The 13921-nt window shown below is 42.8% G+C and carries 12 protein-coding genes; 8 read left to right on the top strand and 4 right to left on the bottom strand.

What is annotated here, in order from left to right:
* Positions 1 to 39 precede the first annotated feature (39 nt).
* Both der and QJS82_RS08435 read left to right on the top strand, forming a co-directional pair.
* A complete protein-coding gene (gene der / locus QJS82_RS08440) occupies positions 40 to 1482 on the top strand; it encodes a ribosome biogenesis GTPase Der (protein ID WP_201546843.1) in 1443 nt (480 codons plus the stop codon).
* 241 nt (positions 1483 to 1723) lie between these two features.
* Positions 1724 to 3730 (top strand): sensor histidine kinase, encoded by a 2007-nt coding sequence (locus QJS82_RS08435; RefSeq protein WP_281490185.1) that lies wholly within the window; start codon positions 1724 to 1726, stop codon positions 3728 to 3730.
* A gap of 146 nt (positions 3731 to 3876) precedes the next feature.
* Here the strand turns inward: QJS82_RS08435 and QJS82_RS08430 are convergent, their stop codons facing one another.
* Together QJS82_RS08430 and QJS82_RS08425 are read right to left on the bottom strand one after the other, a co-directional pair.
* On the bottom strand, positions 3877 to 5043 hold the full coding sequence (locus QJS82_RS08430) for a D-alanyl-D-alanine carboxypeptidase family protein (protein WP_281490184.1): 1167 nt from the start codon (positions 5041 to 5043) through the stop codon (positions 3877 to 3879).
* A gap of 876 nt (positions 5044 to 5919) precedes the next feature.
* Positions 5920 to 6357, bottom strand: a complete 438-nt coding sequence (locus QJS82_RS08425) for an MCR_0457 family protein (protein WP_201562977.1) — start codon at positions 6355 to 6357, stop codon at positions 5920 to 5922.
* Between the two features lie 483 nt (positions 6358 to 6840).
* Between QJS82_RS08425 and QJS82_RS08420 the strand changes: the two genes are divergently transcribed.
* From QJS82_RS08420 to QJS82_RS08395, 6 genes are all read left to right on the top strand, one after another.
* Entirely contained in the window at positions 6841 to 7233 is a 393-nt protein-coding gene (locus QJS82_RS08420; RefSeq protein ID WP_281490183.1) for a 5'/3'-nucleotidase SurE, read from the top strand.
* Between the two features lie 21 nt (positions 7234 to 7254).
* Positions 7255 to 7590: a hypothetical protein gene (locus QJS82_RS08415; RefSeq protein ID WP_281490182.1), complete on the top strand. Its 336-nt coding sequence runs from the start codon at positions 7255 to 7257 to the stop codon at positions 7588 to 7590.
* A gap of 67 nt (positions 7591 to 7657) precedes the next feature.
* On the top strand, positions 7658 to 8269 hold the full coding sequence (locus tag QJS82_RS08410) for an IS607 family transposase (RefSeq protein ID WP_281490181.1): 612 nt from the start codon (positions 7658 to 7660) through the stop codon (positions 8267 to 8269).
* Positions 8266 to 9420: an RNA-guided endonuclease InsQ/TnpB family protein gene (locus QJS82_RS08405; protein ID WP_281490180.1), complete on the top strand. Its 1155-nt coding sequence runs from the start codon at positions 8266 to 8268 to the stop codon at positions 9418 to 9420. The genes QJS82_RS08410 and QJS82_RS08405 overlap by 4 nt, the downstream gene beginning before the upstream one ends.
* Positions 9421 to 9839: 419 nt before the next feature.
* Positions 9840 to 10646, top strand: a complete 807-nt coding sequence (locus tag QJS82_RS08400; protein WP_281490179.1) for a peptidoglycan DD-metalloendopeptidase family protein — start codon at positions 9840 to 9842, stop codon at positions 10644 to 10646.
* A 147-nt stretch (positions 10647 to 10793) separates the two neighbouring features.
* Positions 10794 to 12098 (top strand): lytic murein transglycosylase, encoded by a 1305-nt coding sequence (locus QJS82_RS08395; RefSeq protein ID WP_281490178.1) that lies wholly within the window; start codon positions 10794 to 10796, stop codon positions 12096 to 12098.
* Between the two features lie 138 nt (positions 12099 to 12236).
* On the opposite strand, the gene QJS82_RS08390 is transcribed toward QJS82_RS08395, so the two are convergent.
* Positions 12237 to 13091 carry a UDP-2,3-diacylglucosamine diphosphatase gene (locus QJS82_RS08390; protein WP_281490177.1) on the bottom strand — a complete coding sequence of 285 codons (855 nt, stop codon included), beginning with the start codon at positions 13089 to 13091 and terminating at the stop codon, positions 12237 to 12239.
* 87 nt (positions 13092 to 13178) lie between these two features.
* Positions 13179 to 13694: a peptidylprolyl isomerase gene (locus QJS82_RS08385; protein WP_348651549.1), complete on the bottom strand. Its 516-nt coding sequence runs from the start codon at positions 13692 to 13694 to the stop codon at positions 13179 to 13181.
* Positions 13695 to 13921 lie beyond the last annotated feature (227 nt).

The following is a 13921-nucleotide window of genomic DNA, read 5'->3' as shown; positions in this document are numbered from 1 at the left end:
CGACCTGTCCGCCATTGTGCCCTTCACTGAGAGTAACCCATGAGTATCAAGCCTGTGGTCGCCTTAATTGGTCGTCCAAACGTCGGTAAATCTACCTTATTTAACCAGTTCACTAAAAGTCGGCAGGCATTGGTTGCTGATTTATCAGGGCTGACTCGTGACCGCCAATACGGTGATGCAACCTATGAAGACAAATCTTTCATCGTTGTAGACACCGGCGGTATCGGTGAAGCGGATGATGGTAGCGGCAATATTGATGACTATATGTCTGAGCAGTCGCATACGGCCATTCATGAAGCCGATATTATTGTCTTTGTGGTCGACGCCCGTGCCGGTATGATTGGTGCTGATGCTGAGATTGGCAAGTTTTTGCATACCCTTGGTAAGCCTGTTTATGTCGTTGCGAATAAAGTTGATGGCGCGCACGATGCCGCGCCTGCAGAATTTTATGCCTTAGGATTGGGCGAGCCGTATCCGATGGCAGCCAGTCATGGTCGCGGTGTTGGTAACTTGCTAGAAGTTCTGACTGCTGATATGCCAACGCAAGAAAACGTTGTCGAGCCAAAAGGCTTAAAGCTAGCTATTATTGGTCGTCCAAACGTTGGTAAATCCACGCTGGTTAACCGCCTATTGGGTGAAGACCGTGTGGTAGTATTTGATATGCCTGGTACGACGCGTGACAGTATTTATATTCCTTATACACGCGAGGGTAGAGACTACGTTTTGATTGATACCGCCGGTGTCCGTCGCCGTGGCAGAATCGATGAAAAGGTAGAGAAATTCTCAGTCATCAAGACCTTGCAAGCAATTGACGATTCTAACGTCACGGTTATTGTGATTGATGCCCAAGAAGGTATCGTCGACCAAGATTTGCATATGATTGGTTATGCGCTTGATGCGGGTCGTGCCTTGGTAGTCGCCATCAATAAATGGGATGGTCTCACTGCAGATCAAAAGAACTATATTAAGATTGAGATGGATCGCCGTTTCAACTTTATCTCTTACGTAAAAGTCCATCAAATCTCAGCATTGCACGGTACCGGAGTGGGTAACTTATATCCTTCTATCTTGCGTGCTTATCAGTCGTCGATGTTTGAGGTGTCAACCAACCGTTTGACGCAGATTTTACAAGATGCTGTGGCTGCCAACCCGCCACCAACGGTTGCTGGCCGCCGTATCAAGCTGCGTTTTGCGCATATTGGTGGTCATAACCCGCCAGTGATTGTGATTCATGGTAATCAAACGTCTTCGCTACCGAAGAGCTATCAGCGCTATCTTGAAAACCAATTCCGTCAAGTATTTAAGCTTGAAGGCACGCCGCTGAATGTTATCTTTAAACAAAATGATAATCCGTACGCCAATAAAAGCGACACGCCAACCAAAGCAAAAGCTCAACAGCTACGCCAACGCGAACGCAATCGTGCGCAGAAATTTACTACCAAAGATAAGCCGAGATTTACTAACAAAGATAAAAAACGTTAATTTTGCAAGATAGTGAGCGTCTTTATAGTTTTTAGCCAATAAAGACCGTTTTATTTTATCTTTACTATTTCTCCATCCTTGGCTTTTCTGTAATATAATTTGCCATGATGACTATACTAGCCATCATGGTATTTTTTAATTTAATAGATTCTTAAGTTACATTAAAATGTCGCATTCCGCTCATCACCCTTATAGAATACCTGTACTATAATCAAAAGTTGTCTTAACTCAGTTGAGTGATATGAACAACCGCCCACCACAAACCCTTCCTATGCTTGTTTGGCAATCTATCGTACAGACCATGATTTTGGCTGTATTGGCAGGTTTTCTATTGTCTTTTGTTTATGGTTTGGTGCAGTACTATAAAGAAGAGCGTCAGCATATCCAGCAATTGGCGAACTTGCTGACGATTAGTGCCGCAAGCATCGATGGTGACAAGATGGTCGCGGAGCAAGTGCGCTTCTTGTTAGAGCATGAGCAGAGTGTTGAGAGTATTTTGTTTTATTCAACCTCTCAGCCTATTGCCGATAGCAATCAGTCCAGAGATGATTGGAAAAACGCCTTATTTGCCAATACGGTCAGCTTTAACTATCCGGTGGTCGGCGATTATATTAATGGCAGCCGCAGCCTATCTATGGTTAGCGATACGCTAAACCCCGCACAAAAAAGCATCGCCGCGCAGAATATCTCCCAGAATACGCTTCAGCTAAATTCAAGCCTGCAAGCTGCAAGTAGTCCGCTGAGTAATAGACATGAATCAAATTCAGCCAGTGATTTAAATACTGAAAATACCTTGGTTGGCTATATTAATATTACCTTAGATGTGGCGACCCTACGTTCAAATTGGCTACAAAACAATCTATGGTTGTGGTTAATGACCACAGCACTGGCCATTATTTGGGCGCTGTATATTTTACGTAAATTAAATTGGCCGTCACAAGATATCGCCGTGCTTACGGAAGTCTGTGACATTGTCATTAAAAATCCTGAGCTTGAGCAGCTGCCCGTGATTCCGCAGCGCTTCAAGTTTCAGGAGCTGGTGCAGATTAAGCAGGCTTTTACGACGCTGTTCAATCGTCTGCAAGAATCGAAACAAGATTATGAAGCGCTTGCCGCTTTCGAGCAGCAATTGCATCAAAAGGATTTGTCTTTAGATGTGCAGCTGCATAATTTTCAAAGCATGATTACGCATGAGCTAAAAACCTCGCTTAATGCCATTGTCGGCGGCTTACAGCTGTTAGATGATGAGCACCTCAATGATGAGCAAAAAGACGCGGTCGATATCATTCATAATGGTAGTGACAAGTTAGTTTTGGCATTGGATCAAATTATTCAGCTTAATCAGATACAAAAAGGTCAGGTCAGCCTACAGATAAGCGAGTTTAATCCGCTGCAATTAATTGCTGATTTGTTGGCAGATTTTGAGCCTATTGCCAGACAAAAAGGCTTGGCATTAATCAGTCATATCCATCATATTGATTATAGCCTTGAAGGCGATGTCGGAAAAATACAGCAAATATTATCGATACTGCTGAGCAACGCGATTAAATTTACCCCCGTAGGTGAAGTCAGTATTACCTCGCAATTGACCCATTTTGATAATAGCAATCGTTGGCAGATTCGAGTCAAAGATACGGGCATCGGTATCGATAGTGGCTTTATCGATGATATTTTTAATCCGTTTTTTCAGGTAGATTCATCACAAACTCGTCAGTATGAAGGCACGGGCATTGGCTTGCCAGTCGTCAAACAAATGACGCAGTTGATGGGAGCCAGTATTAGTGTCGAGAGCACGCTTGGCGTCGGGACTGAGTTTATTATTACTATTCCGACGTCCAATCTACGCCAATCGCGCCAGCAACAGCTCCTGACGGGACTGGTCATTGTCTACTACTATGATCAAGATAGCGGCGCTTTGTTGGATGAATTACAGCGTTTAGGCGCGCGTGTTATCTGTTATCAACATGAACAGCTCGTTATTGATGAGATGCAGCATAGAAAAGTCGATATGGTGATGTTCGCGGAAGATGTATTAGCAAGCAAAGCGGAATTAGTGGCCAAGCGTATTCGTGCCTCTGAGACCGACTATCGGGCTTTATTGGTATTTTGGTATCCACAGCAGCGTGCACGACATTTAGACAGCTTTGAGCATAGCTTAAAAGCGGCCGGAGTGGATTACTGTCAGGTGGCGACCTATGAAGATAAAGCGCTGAGTAATTTATTAAAGAGCTGGCTCGCTTGGTCTTAATGATGGCGGTAGGCATGAACATAGTGATAAGCATAGACAAATAAAAAAGACGCCCATAAACAGGCGTCTTTTTTAATACTAAAATCACTGCTAACTATTATAGTTACATGCAGACATGTTTTTATGCAGATTATTAAATAATGAGCTTAAAATAAGTTTTGTGCCCAGCGGGTAAAACGTTGCCAGATACGGCTCATAAAGCCTGATTGTTCGATATCGCTAGTGGCTACGATAGGCACGGAAGCAACCGCTTTACCATCAATAACCGCCATCATTTTGCCAATTTCTTGACCTTTTTTGATAGGCGCTTCTAAGCTCTCAGGAATATCGACCACAGTAGTGATTTTATTCTTTTGCGTTTTATCGGTCAGAATTTGCAAACTATCGCCAGTGGCAAGCTCTACTTCTGTCGCTTCGCCAAACCATACTGGTACTTTACTAACAAACTGTCCAGCAGGTGCTTTAGTTACGGTAGTAAAATGACCAAAACCCCAGTTAAGTAGCTCACGTGACTGATCGGCACGGGCTTGCTGGCTTTCTGTACCCATAATGACAGAGATTAGGCGCATGCCATCACGATTACTAGAGGCGGCTAAGCAGTAACCCGCTGCATCGGTATGACCTGTTTTTAGACCATCAACCGTAGGGTCAGTGGCTAGTAGGGCATTACGGTTACCTTGGGTAATACCGTTATAAGTGAACTCTTTTTCCGAATAAAGACCGTAATAGTCGCCACTGTTTTTGATAATTGCACGTGACAATATGGCCAAATCTAACGCTGATGCTTGGTGCCCTTCGTCTGGCATACCTGTCGAGTTGACGAAATGGGTATTTTTCATCCCAAGCTTTTCTGCCTGCTCATTCATCAAGATTGCAAATGAAGCTTCGCTACCAGCAATATGCTCAGCCATCGCTTTTGAAGCATCGTTGCCTGATTGAATAATGATACCGCGTAACATATCGATGACGCTGGCGGTTTTATTGACCGGCACATACATACAAGACTGACTGCTACTACCGCGGCACCAAGCATTTGGGCTCATCAAAACTTGTTCGTCTTCTTTGAGGTCACCTGATGCTAAGCGCTGCTCGATGATGTAACTGGTCATCATCTTGGTCAAGGACGCTGGTGGTAATGCTTGATTGGCATTTTTTTGTGCCAATATTTCACCAGTATTATAGTCCATTAATACATAAGCCGTATTTTCCATCTCGGGTGGCTGTATGGCTGCGCTCGCCATCACTGCACTCATAGAAACACTGACACCCACTACCAGCTGTACTAACTGTTTTTTTACACGCTTTACTGTCATAGATTGTTACACCGCATCATAAAACCAAATGTATCTATCGCTTATATTTCGTGCGGATTCTCACGGTTAATCTATTGTGGCCCGCTTTAAAGCTGACTCTAAAGCTAAGATTTAAAACAGATTTTTGATGAGAGACTTAACGACTAAGCGATGGACATAAAATTAACGCCTTATCTTAGCAAAATGCCGACCGATGGGGAATCGATAAATACAATAAAATAGGACGCGACCAAAAACAGCGCATCATTGTGATAAACCATAGCGTTTAGAAGGGCAAAAATATGGGCATATAAAGCCTTTAGCTATAGATTGCATTTCGATGCACGAATGCTTTTCTAACTGCCACAAAAAAGCCTGCTGCACCACCTGCGATACGCAGACCAGATGACAGCAAGCTTGATACTATACTATAGGTTAATTAATAGGTGGTGTGTCAAAAAGTATGCTGATTAAAAATTGAACAATTTTTAAAGCCTTGAGAGCCCTATAAAATCAGAGAACTTAGCATGGATTTCTTATTGACTTCTATCGCCAGCATACTTTTTAGAACACCACCAATTAATAAACTTATAGCGTTTTTTAGTTGATTAACATTGATATAGTAAAAACCAGCGACTTGACGGTGATATGAGCAGTAGTTTTATTATGGTTATTTATCGCTACTTATCGCTACTTATCGTGCATATAAAGTAATGCTGGTTTCTGTTTATATCAATGCTTTTTATATCTTTATATCAGCAGTGCTTGGGCTACTACTTTATTTATACTTCTCTAAAAAACAAGCTTCACTGTTTTTTATAATAGCTTATGAAGAATACTTTTTAATAGTAGCCTTTATGAAAGGCAGATTTATTAAAAGCATCTTCTATTAATTTCTTAAGAATACTCAGCATTCGCCAAATCTTCACATAACGCTTTGTTATCTTGTCTAGAGAAACCCATCGTCCAACTGCGAATACCTTGCAATATCTGACGGTAATCTTGCTGGGTAGATAGATACTGAATAGCCGCTTTTGGGTCTTCTAACGACGGCATCAACTCATGCAACTGTACGTTATAAGATTTATAAAAACGCTGTTTTTGTTTGCCCGTCAGCATCGGCGGACATATCTCTGACAGTACTTGCATCACTGCAATTTCATGCTTGGTGATGTTAATACCAGATAAATCCAGAGGAATGGTCGTCGCTGAATTAGACGCGGCATTGGTAGCTTGAGACAGCATAGCAATAGACGTTATCAGTCCTGCTAGACCTACTTTTGAGGCGGTCTTCGCTATCACAGAAGCTATAGATAATATCGATTGATTATTCATTCAGTATTACACTCGCTTATCTTTGTTTGATGCTGCTATGTTAATCGGTAAAAAAATAAAAGTCACATAAAATATTGATTTATGTGTAGATATATTGTGAGCTAAGCCACGTTTACAGCAACATATTAGTAGTATGTAGTACTAAGTTACCTCAACATAAAAATATTCATTGATAATGTTGTACCTTGTTGCCTATTGTAACTCTATCGCCATGTTTTTATACTAAAAAGTGGTCATTGTTGCTACTGAAAAAACGCCTATAAAAACTCGCCTATAAAACCGAATATCGGGAAAATTCTAGCCCAAGACTGGGTTCGTCTGGTGGCACTATTAGGGTATAATCGGCCAAAATATTTTGAGTATAGCCACTGACTTAGTCTCGATAAGAGGGATTATAGCAATTTTACGATAACAAAGTAGCTAAGTGGACAGACGGTCATTAATAACGGTATTGGGCAGAATTGAGCAAAAATGAAAATTTTAATGAGTAATGATGATGGGGTGCATGCTCCGGGGTTGTTGGCACTGTATCACGCATTGTCAACCATTGCAGAGGTGGTGGTGGTTGCGCCAAGTAATGAGCAAAGCGGCTGCGCAAGCTCCTTGAGCATCTCAACGCCGCTATATACTCATGAATTGGAGTCTGGTTTTATTGCGGTGAATGGTTCGCCTGCAGACTGTGTGTATTTGGCGTTACATGAAATTTACCGTTATACCGATTTTGACTGTGTGATTACAGGTATTAATTCAGGTGCCAATTTTGGTCAGGATGTTTTATTTTCTGGTACGTTCGGCGCTGCATTGACCGCGCAGCTTTTTGGCTTGCCAGCGATTGCCACCTCTTTAGTGGGCGGCGGGGTCAAAGGTGCAGGGTAGGAGCAGGTAAGTCATTATCAAATGGCGGCCAACGAGATTGTCAAATTATTGACCGAAACTCCGATATTAGATGCTTGCAAAAATTTGCCCTATCATGTATTAAACGTTAATATTCCTGATGTTGATAGTGCCGATGCGATTAAAGGTCGAAAAATCACGGCTTTAAGTCACAGTGAGATTGCACGTCCTGTGGTCGACCCACGCGGCTGCGATGCCTACTGGTTATCGCTACGCAAACGTACATTATCAAGTGAGCTATCAAGTGAAATAGCAACAGAAAATGTAGACGCTCAAACATCGTCCATAGAAATGACGGATGACCAAGCGGTGGCAGCAGGGTTACGATCAGTTAACTAAAATATAGCCAAATCTATTCATTTATGTCTATAATAAACAGATTGTATCATGATATAGAGATTAAGTTATGGGAAAGCTGGTTAGTATTGGTGAGGCAGCCAAACATTTCGGAGTTGCTCAATCCACACTAAGACGTTGGGATGAGGATGGCACGTTAGTCGCCAAGCGAACCAAAAATGGGCATAGGCGATATGATTTAAGTGAAATTAGACCACATCCTTTGAGTACACCACCTAAATTAGACAGAAAAACTGTTGCTTATGCTCGGGTATCAAGTCGTGATCAAAAAGATGATTTACTTCGCCAAGCTCAAGCTTTGGAACTTTATTGCGCCAATCAAGGTTGGGTTTTTGAGACGATTACCGATCTTGGTAGTGGAATGAATTATAAGAAAAAGGGCTTGAAAAATCTGCTGGATGACATACTAGACAACAAAGTTGAACGACTGGTAATTACTCATAAAGACAGACTTTTGCGATTTGGTGCAGAATTGGTTTTCATGTTGTGTGAGGCGCGTGATGTTGATGTGGTAATAATCAATAAGGGCGAGGAAGTGAGTTTTGAGCAAGAATTAGCTCAAGATGTATTAGGGATTATCACCATATTTTCAGCAAGACTCTACGGATCTCGCAGTAAGAAAAAACAACAGTTAATAGAGGCGGTTAAAAAAGCATTATGATCCGTGGTCACATCATCGAACTCAAACCAAACAACGTACAGGCAAATCACTTTGCTCGGGCTTGTGGCGTGGCGAGAAAAGCCTACAACTGGGCTTTGCATGAGTGGCAACGGCAGTATGCGCTTGATAAGGCGTATCGTGATGCGTGTTTAGCGGCTGGCATAGAGATTGATACCAAAAAGCTAAATAAGCCCTCACAGGCAAAGCTCAGACGCGAATTGAATGCCATTAAGCGCGATTTATTCCCTTACATGTTAGAAGTGACCAAATGTGCTCCGCAACTGGCAATCATGCAACTGGGTGATGCTTATAATAATTTTTTTAAGGGCTTGGCGAAATATCCAACAGCTCGCAAGAAAGGACGTGACGATAGGTTTAGCTTATCCAATGACCAATTTGCCATTAAAGGCAAGTCCATTCGCATACCCAACTTAGGCTGGGTTCGTACAAAAGAACTGCTACGTTTTGACGGTAAGATTATGTCGGCCACCATCTCTAAGCGTGGCGGCAAATGGTTTGTCAGCGTGGCTGTTGAGAGGCAAGAAGTTGCACTTCCTGCTAAAAAGACAGGTAAAAGCGTGGGTATTGACCTTGGTATTACTGATTTATTGGTTTTATCAGATGGTACTAAAATCAAAGCACCAAAACCATTGGGTAGGTATTTAAGCAAATTAAGAACACTCAATAAAAACCTAAGTCGTACCAAGAAAGGCAGTAAAAACAGAGAAAAAGCAAAAACCAAGCTCTCTCGTTTGCACTACAAAATCAGGTGTATTAGGCAGGATTCTCTCCATCAGATCACAACAAAGCTGGTTAAAAAGTTTGATGTGATTGCAATTGAGGATTTAAACGTCAAAGGCATGGTTAAAAATCGCAGATTGTCACGGGCCATTAGTGATTTGGGTTTCTTTGAATTTAAGCGACAGCTTATTTACAAAGCCGATGAGCAAGGTAAGACAGTTAAATCGGTTGGGCGCTTTTATCCCAGCTCAAAAACCTGTTCAAACTGCAATCATATCCTTGGTAAAGATGAGCTAACGTTGAAAATGCGCGATTGGATCTGTCCTGTATGTCAGGTTTCTCATAACCGCGACCTCAATGCCAGCATCAATATTTTAAATAATGCGACTGTCATCTTAACAGCCGCATGACCCCCTTTTATTGGACGGTGAGTTCCATCGCCAATTAAAAAAGTCTGTGGAGTCGTGGTCAGTCTAAGTCTCAAACGAGAGGTAGCGCGTGACATTGAAGCAGAAAGAAAACATCAAACCTAACCAATAGTTAATATTAATTAGGTTTGAGTAAGATTTTTGGAACGGTACATCAGTCTATCGCCTGTGCGCCTGCATCATACGCCAACCGAAACCCTTGATACGCTCTCGGCGTTGGTGCTATAAATTGATAGGTTTATCCGTAGTGATATTTATCAGTACTTAAAAATCGCTAAAAAACCATTGGTTATCCAATAATTAATCATGGTATCTGAGACATTAAACGTTATAACCGTTAGCAAAATGCTTGTGAGTAACACAAGGAATTTGTGAGCAACATAAAGAATAGGAAATCTTGTATGAAGAAGCTTATTGCTGGATCGCGCTTGGCAACAGTGGCATTGATGGGTACGTTGACAGCAGCCACATTAACGATGGTCGGCTGTGCTACTAAGCCCACTTATCAGGCAGCCAACCAAGTAGGACCTAAGATTATCACCAACGGACAAGGTGTTCCCAATTATCATCGCGTCCAGCGCGGTGATACGGTCAGCCAAATCGCGGCGCGCTATCGCTTAAACTATCGCCAAATTGGTGCGCTAAATGGCTTAGATAGTAAATATACGATTTATAGTGGTCAATGGCTCAAATTATGGCAAGGTGAGCCAGTACGCGCCACCAATAACAATCGCTATAACGCCTCTACACCAACGCAAGCACAGCCAACCTATACGCCGCCTGTGACTAATACGCCCAATTATTCACAAAATCCTGTCTATGAAGTGACAGCCAACGCCACTTCAGGTTATGAATATCCGAGTCGCAACCAAGTGACGCGTAACTTTGATGCCGCCGCCGGTAACATGGGTATGTGGTTTGCTGGCACCATGGGCGATCCTGTACTTGCGAGCCAATCGGGAACGGTGCTTTATTCGGGTAATGGTCTGCCAGAATATGGCAACCTGATTATGATTCGTCATAGCGATAACTATATCACCGCTTACGCGCATAACAGTGCGCTGCTGGTCAAAGAAGGTGAGGCGGTACAGCGTGGTCAGCGTATTGCAAATATGGGTAGCAGCGGTCAGACCAATCAAGTAGGCTTGGAGTTCCAAGTACGCTTAAATGGCAATCCTATCGACCCACGCGCGGTATTGGGTCGTTAAAAAAGCTCGTTGAAAAAGACGGTAATAAAGGCGTTAAAAAGGACGTTAACTCTGTGGCAGCTTTTATAATAACTTTGCTATGTTAATTGGCAATTATTAAAGCTGTGCCCATTAAGCTACTTTACTTATTCATACTTGAGATCTCTTATGTTATTAAAAAAACAATATCTGGCTTTGTTTCCCGCCTTAGTTATGGTTGGCTGTACCAGCCAGCAGGCGATGCAAAAGCCGAGCAAACCCGTACGCCAAGGTAATGTGCAAATTACCCAGACCCAAACCATTCAGGTGAAGCCAACGCCAGTACCTGTCGTTAAACCCACACCCGTTGCCAAACCAAGCTATAACAGTTTTTCTGATTGGAAATCTGATTTCTCTATGCGCGCGCTGGCATCGGGTCATGATGCATCGACAGTGCGTCGTTTGCTTGATACGGCTTATTTAAACCAACAAGTCATCTCGCTTGACTCAGGACAGCCAGAGTTTTCTAAGATGCCTTGGGAATATGTCGATTCTGCCGTATCAGATGGCCGTGTCAGCACAGGTAAGCGTAAGTTTGCCGAGCAACGGGCGTTTTTATCACAGTTAGAGTCGCAGTATGGCGTCAATGCAGAAATCATCGCCGCGATTTGGGGCATGGAGTCATCATACGGTGTGGTAACGGGCAACAGCAGTATTCCAAGCTCGCTTGCCAGCCTTGCTTATGATGGCCGTCGTCAAGAGTTTGCTGAAACCCAGCTATTATCATTAGCAACGCTATTGCAGCGCGGTGATGTTTCGTGGTCACAGCTCGATGGCTCTTGGGCAGGCGGCATGGGGCAAACGCAGTTTATCCCTGATACCTGGCTTAAGCATGGCGTTGATGGCGATGGTAATGGTCACCGCAACCCATGGTCGACGGGTGATGCTTTGGCGTCTACTGCTAATTACCTGAGTAATTCAGGTTGGGTGCGCGGTCTTGCGCCATTTTATGAAGCGACTGTTCCTGCGTCATTTGATTATTCATTGGTGGGTACCAAGCAGCCTGCCGCCAGATGGGCTTCTATGGGTGTCGATACCATAGCCGATGTCTATTTGGATGCCAATACTCAAATGGAGCTGTGGCTGCCTGCTGGTAAAGATGGTCCAGTATTGCTACTTAGCCCAAACTTTGATGTCATCAAAGTTTATAACAATTCATCAAACTACGCGCTTGGTGTGAGCTTATTGGGTAAAGCGCTTGCCGGTCAGAGTGGATTACAACAATCATGGCCGCGCTATGAGCGTCCGTTATCAACGGCGCAAGTTCGAAATTTACAGCAGCGTTTGACCAGCTCAGGTTATGATACCAAAGGCACAGATGGTATCGTCGGTACCAATACGCGACTGGCATTCCAACGCTGGCAAGCAGATAATGGTCAAACCCCAGATGGTTTTATCACTCAGCGTAGTGCGTCTTCATTAGCAGGATGGTGAGACAGAGTAAAGTCACTGTTTTTGGATAATCGTTATTTTCAGCGATGGTTTAAAAATAATAACTCTAATAAATAGAAAAACTCCGTTAATGACGGAGTTTTTTTATTGGTGGATTTTTATAAAAATTGCAGCAGCAGGTTAGATAGTCATCTTAAACTCGTACATATCAAACTCAGCGTTATTATCATCTGAATCCTCATCTGAATCCTCATCTGCTATCACCGCACCAATCACCGCAATGACTTTTGGCTGGCGTGTATCGCCATCTAGCAGTCGCCAATCACCAAGTACGTAGCGTTTTTTATTACTCGTGGCTTGATGAATATCTGGACGATGGGTATGACCATGTAGTAACGCATCGCTATCAGCCACTGCTTGTATCACCGCATCTTCATTGACATCCATGATGTACGCCGCTTTATTGGCATTATTCTGCTGGCTTTTTTGGCGCATTTTATCGGCGATAGCCAAGCGTTTTTCTAGTGATTTATTGAGCAAATACCACTGGGTTAACCGATTGCGCATGATTTTGCGAAAAAACTGATATTTCTTATCATCAATACATAACGCATCGCCGTGTTCTAAGCGATAATTCTGCTGTCCAACGCTTAAAGTATACGGCTCATAAATAAGCTCACCACCGAATAGATTGCAAAATGGCTGACCTAACAAAAAATCACGGTTGCCATGCATGATTAAAATCTCACAGCCAGCTACCCGTAATTGTTTTAATTTAACGATAAGCGGGGTGAGCCAATGGGTTTGGCGCTCATCTTCTGATAATAATAAATAAGCATCATCACCAATCCATACTTCAAACCAATCGCCCAAGATAAATAAGCGTTTAAGCGCAGGCAAGGCAAGGCAATCATCAAGCAGCGCCAAAAAAGCCTGCACTAAGGCAGGCTCTTCAGGCGATAAATGCAAATCGCTAATCAATACTTGCCGCACCTTATGAGGGCGGGTGGTAATTAGATGGTCAAAACTTTGCATTTATCCTTATCCTCATAACTTTAAACAGTAACGACTCATAAGCTTCTACTAACTCATCGCTACTGCGTAATAACTATTGAAGAATGATTACTGAGTGATGATGGTGGCTGAATTGATAACCACAGGCTCTTTTGGCACATCAGCATGCATGCCGAAACGACCAGTAGGTACGCCGCGCATTTTTTCGATGACGTCCATACCGCTTGTTACTTTACCAAATACCGTATAGCCCCAACCTTGCATGTTTTTGCCAGAATGGTTTAGGAAATCGTTGTCTTTTACGTTAACAAAAAACTGGCTGGTTGCTGAATGTGGGTCTTGCGTACGTGCCATCGCGATGGTGCCTCTGTCATTCTTTAGACCGTTATCCGCTTCGTTTTCAACGGGCGCGTTGGTCGCTTTTTCATTCATCTCAGCGTCCATTCCGCCGCCTTGAATCATAAAGCCATCAATGATGCGATGGAAAATCGTACCGTCATAATGACCAGATTTTACATAGTTTAAAAAGTTTTCTACCGTTTTAGGTGCTTTTTCTTCATTGAGTTCGATAACGATGGCACCCATATTGGTGTCAAGTTCTACTACTGGTGGCATGTCTACCATGTGATATTCCTCTTTGATTGCAGCGCCTAACATGACGCTGTTAAGTGGTGGATGAAAAGTTGGTGATTAAAAAGTTATGGCTAGTCTAACGGCTTTTTTATCCCGTGTCATGTATCAGGCTGTTAATGCCTTTGCAAAAGCTGATAGAATAACGCAACTTTAACTTTTTACTATCATTTTTAATAACTTGTTTTTAATGATTTGGTTTGAATTTTCCATGCTGCGTG

The sequence above is a fragment of the Psychrobacter maritimus genome, from assembly GCF_029953575.1.
Taxonomy (GTDB): Bacteria; Pseudomonadota; Gammaproteobacteria; order Pseudomonadales; family Moraxellaceae; genus Psychrobacter; species Psychrobacter maritimus.
The sequence above is the reverse complement of the archived record's forward strand: the minus strand, read 5'-3'. Positions and strand labels throughout refer to the sequence as shown.

Bases quoted from the DNA above. Each gene is read 5' to 3' on its own strand.
- QJS82_RS08435 (WP_281490185.1), top strand. From the start codon at position 1,724: ATGAACAACCGCCCACCACAAACCCTTCCTATGCTTGTTTGGCAATCT.
- QJS82_RS08410 (WP_281490181.1), top strand. From the start codon at position 7,658: ATGGGAAAGCTGGTTAGTATTGGTGAGGCAGCCAAACATTTCGGAGTT.
- QJS82_RS08420 (WP_281490183.1), top strand. From the start codon at position 6,841: ATGAGTAATGATGATGGGGTGCATGCTCCGGGGTTGTTGGCACTGTAT.
- QJS82_RS08395 (WP_281490178.1), top strand. From the start codon at position 10,794: ATGTTATTAAAAAAACAATATCTGGCTTTGTTTCCCGCCTTAGTTATG.
- QJS82_RS08415 (WP_281490182.1), top strand. From the start codon at position 7,255: ATGGCGGCCAACGAGATTGTCAAATTATTGACCGAAACTCCGATATTA.
- QJS82_RS08405 (WP_281490180.1), top strand. From the start codon at position 8,266: ATGATCCGTGGTCACATCATCGAACTCAAACCAAACAACGTACAGGCA.
- QJS82_RS08390 (WP_281490177.1), bottom strand. From the start codon at position 13,091: ATGCAAAGTTTTGACCATCTAATTACCACCCGCCCTCATAAGGTGCGG.
- der (WP_201546843.1), top strand. From the start codon at position 40: ATGAGTATCAAGCCTGTGGTCGCCTTAATTGGTCGTCCAAACGTCGGT.
- QJS82_RS08385 (WP_348651549.1), bottom strand. From the start codon at position 13,694: ATGGTAGACATGCCACCAGTAGTAGAACTTGACACCAATATGGGTGCC.
- QJS82_RS08430 (WP_281490184.1), bottom strand. From the start codon at position 5,043: ATGACAGTAAAGCGTGTAAAAAAACAGTTAGTACAGCTGGTAGTGGGT.
- QJS82_RS08425 (WP_201562977.1), bottom strand. From the start codon at position 6,357: ATGAATAATCAATCGATATTATCTATAGCTTCTGTGATAGCGAAGACC.
- QJS82_RS08400 (WP_281490179.1), top strand. From the start codon at position 9,840: ATGAAGAAGCTTATTGCTGGATCGCGCTTGGCAACAGTGGCATTGATG.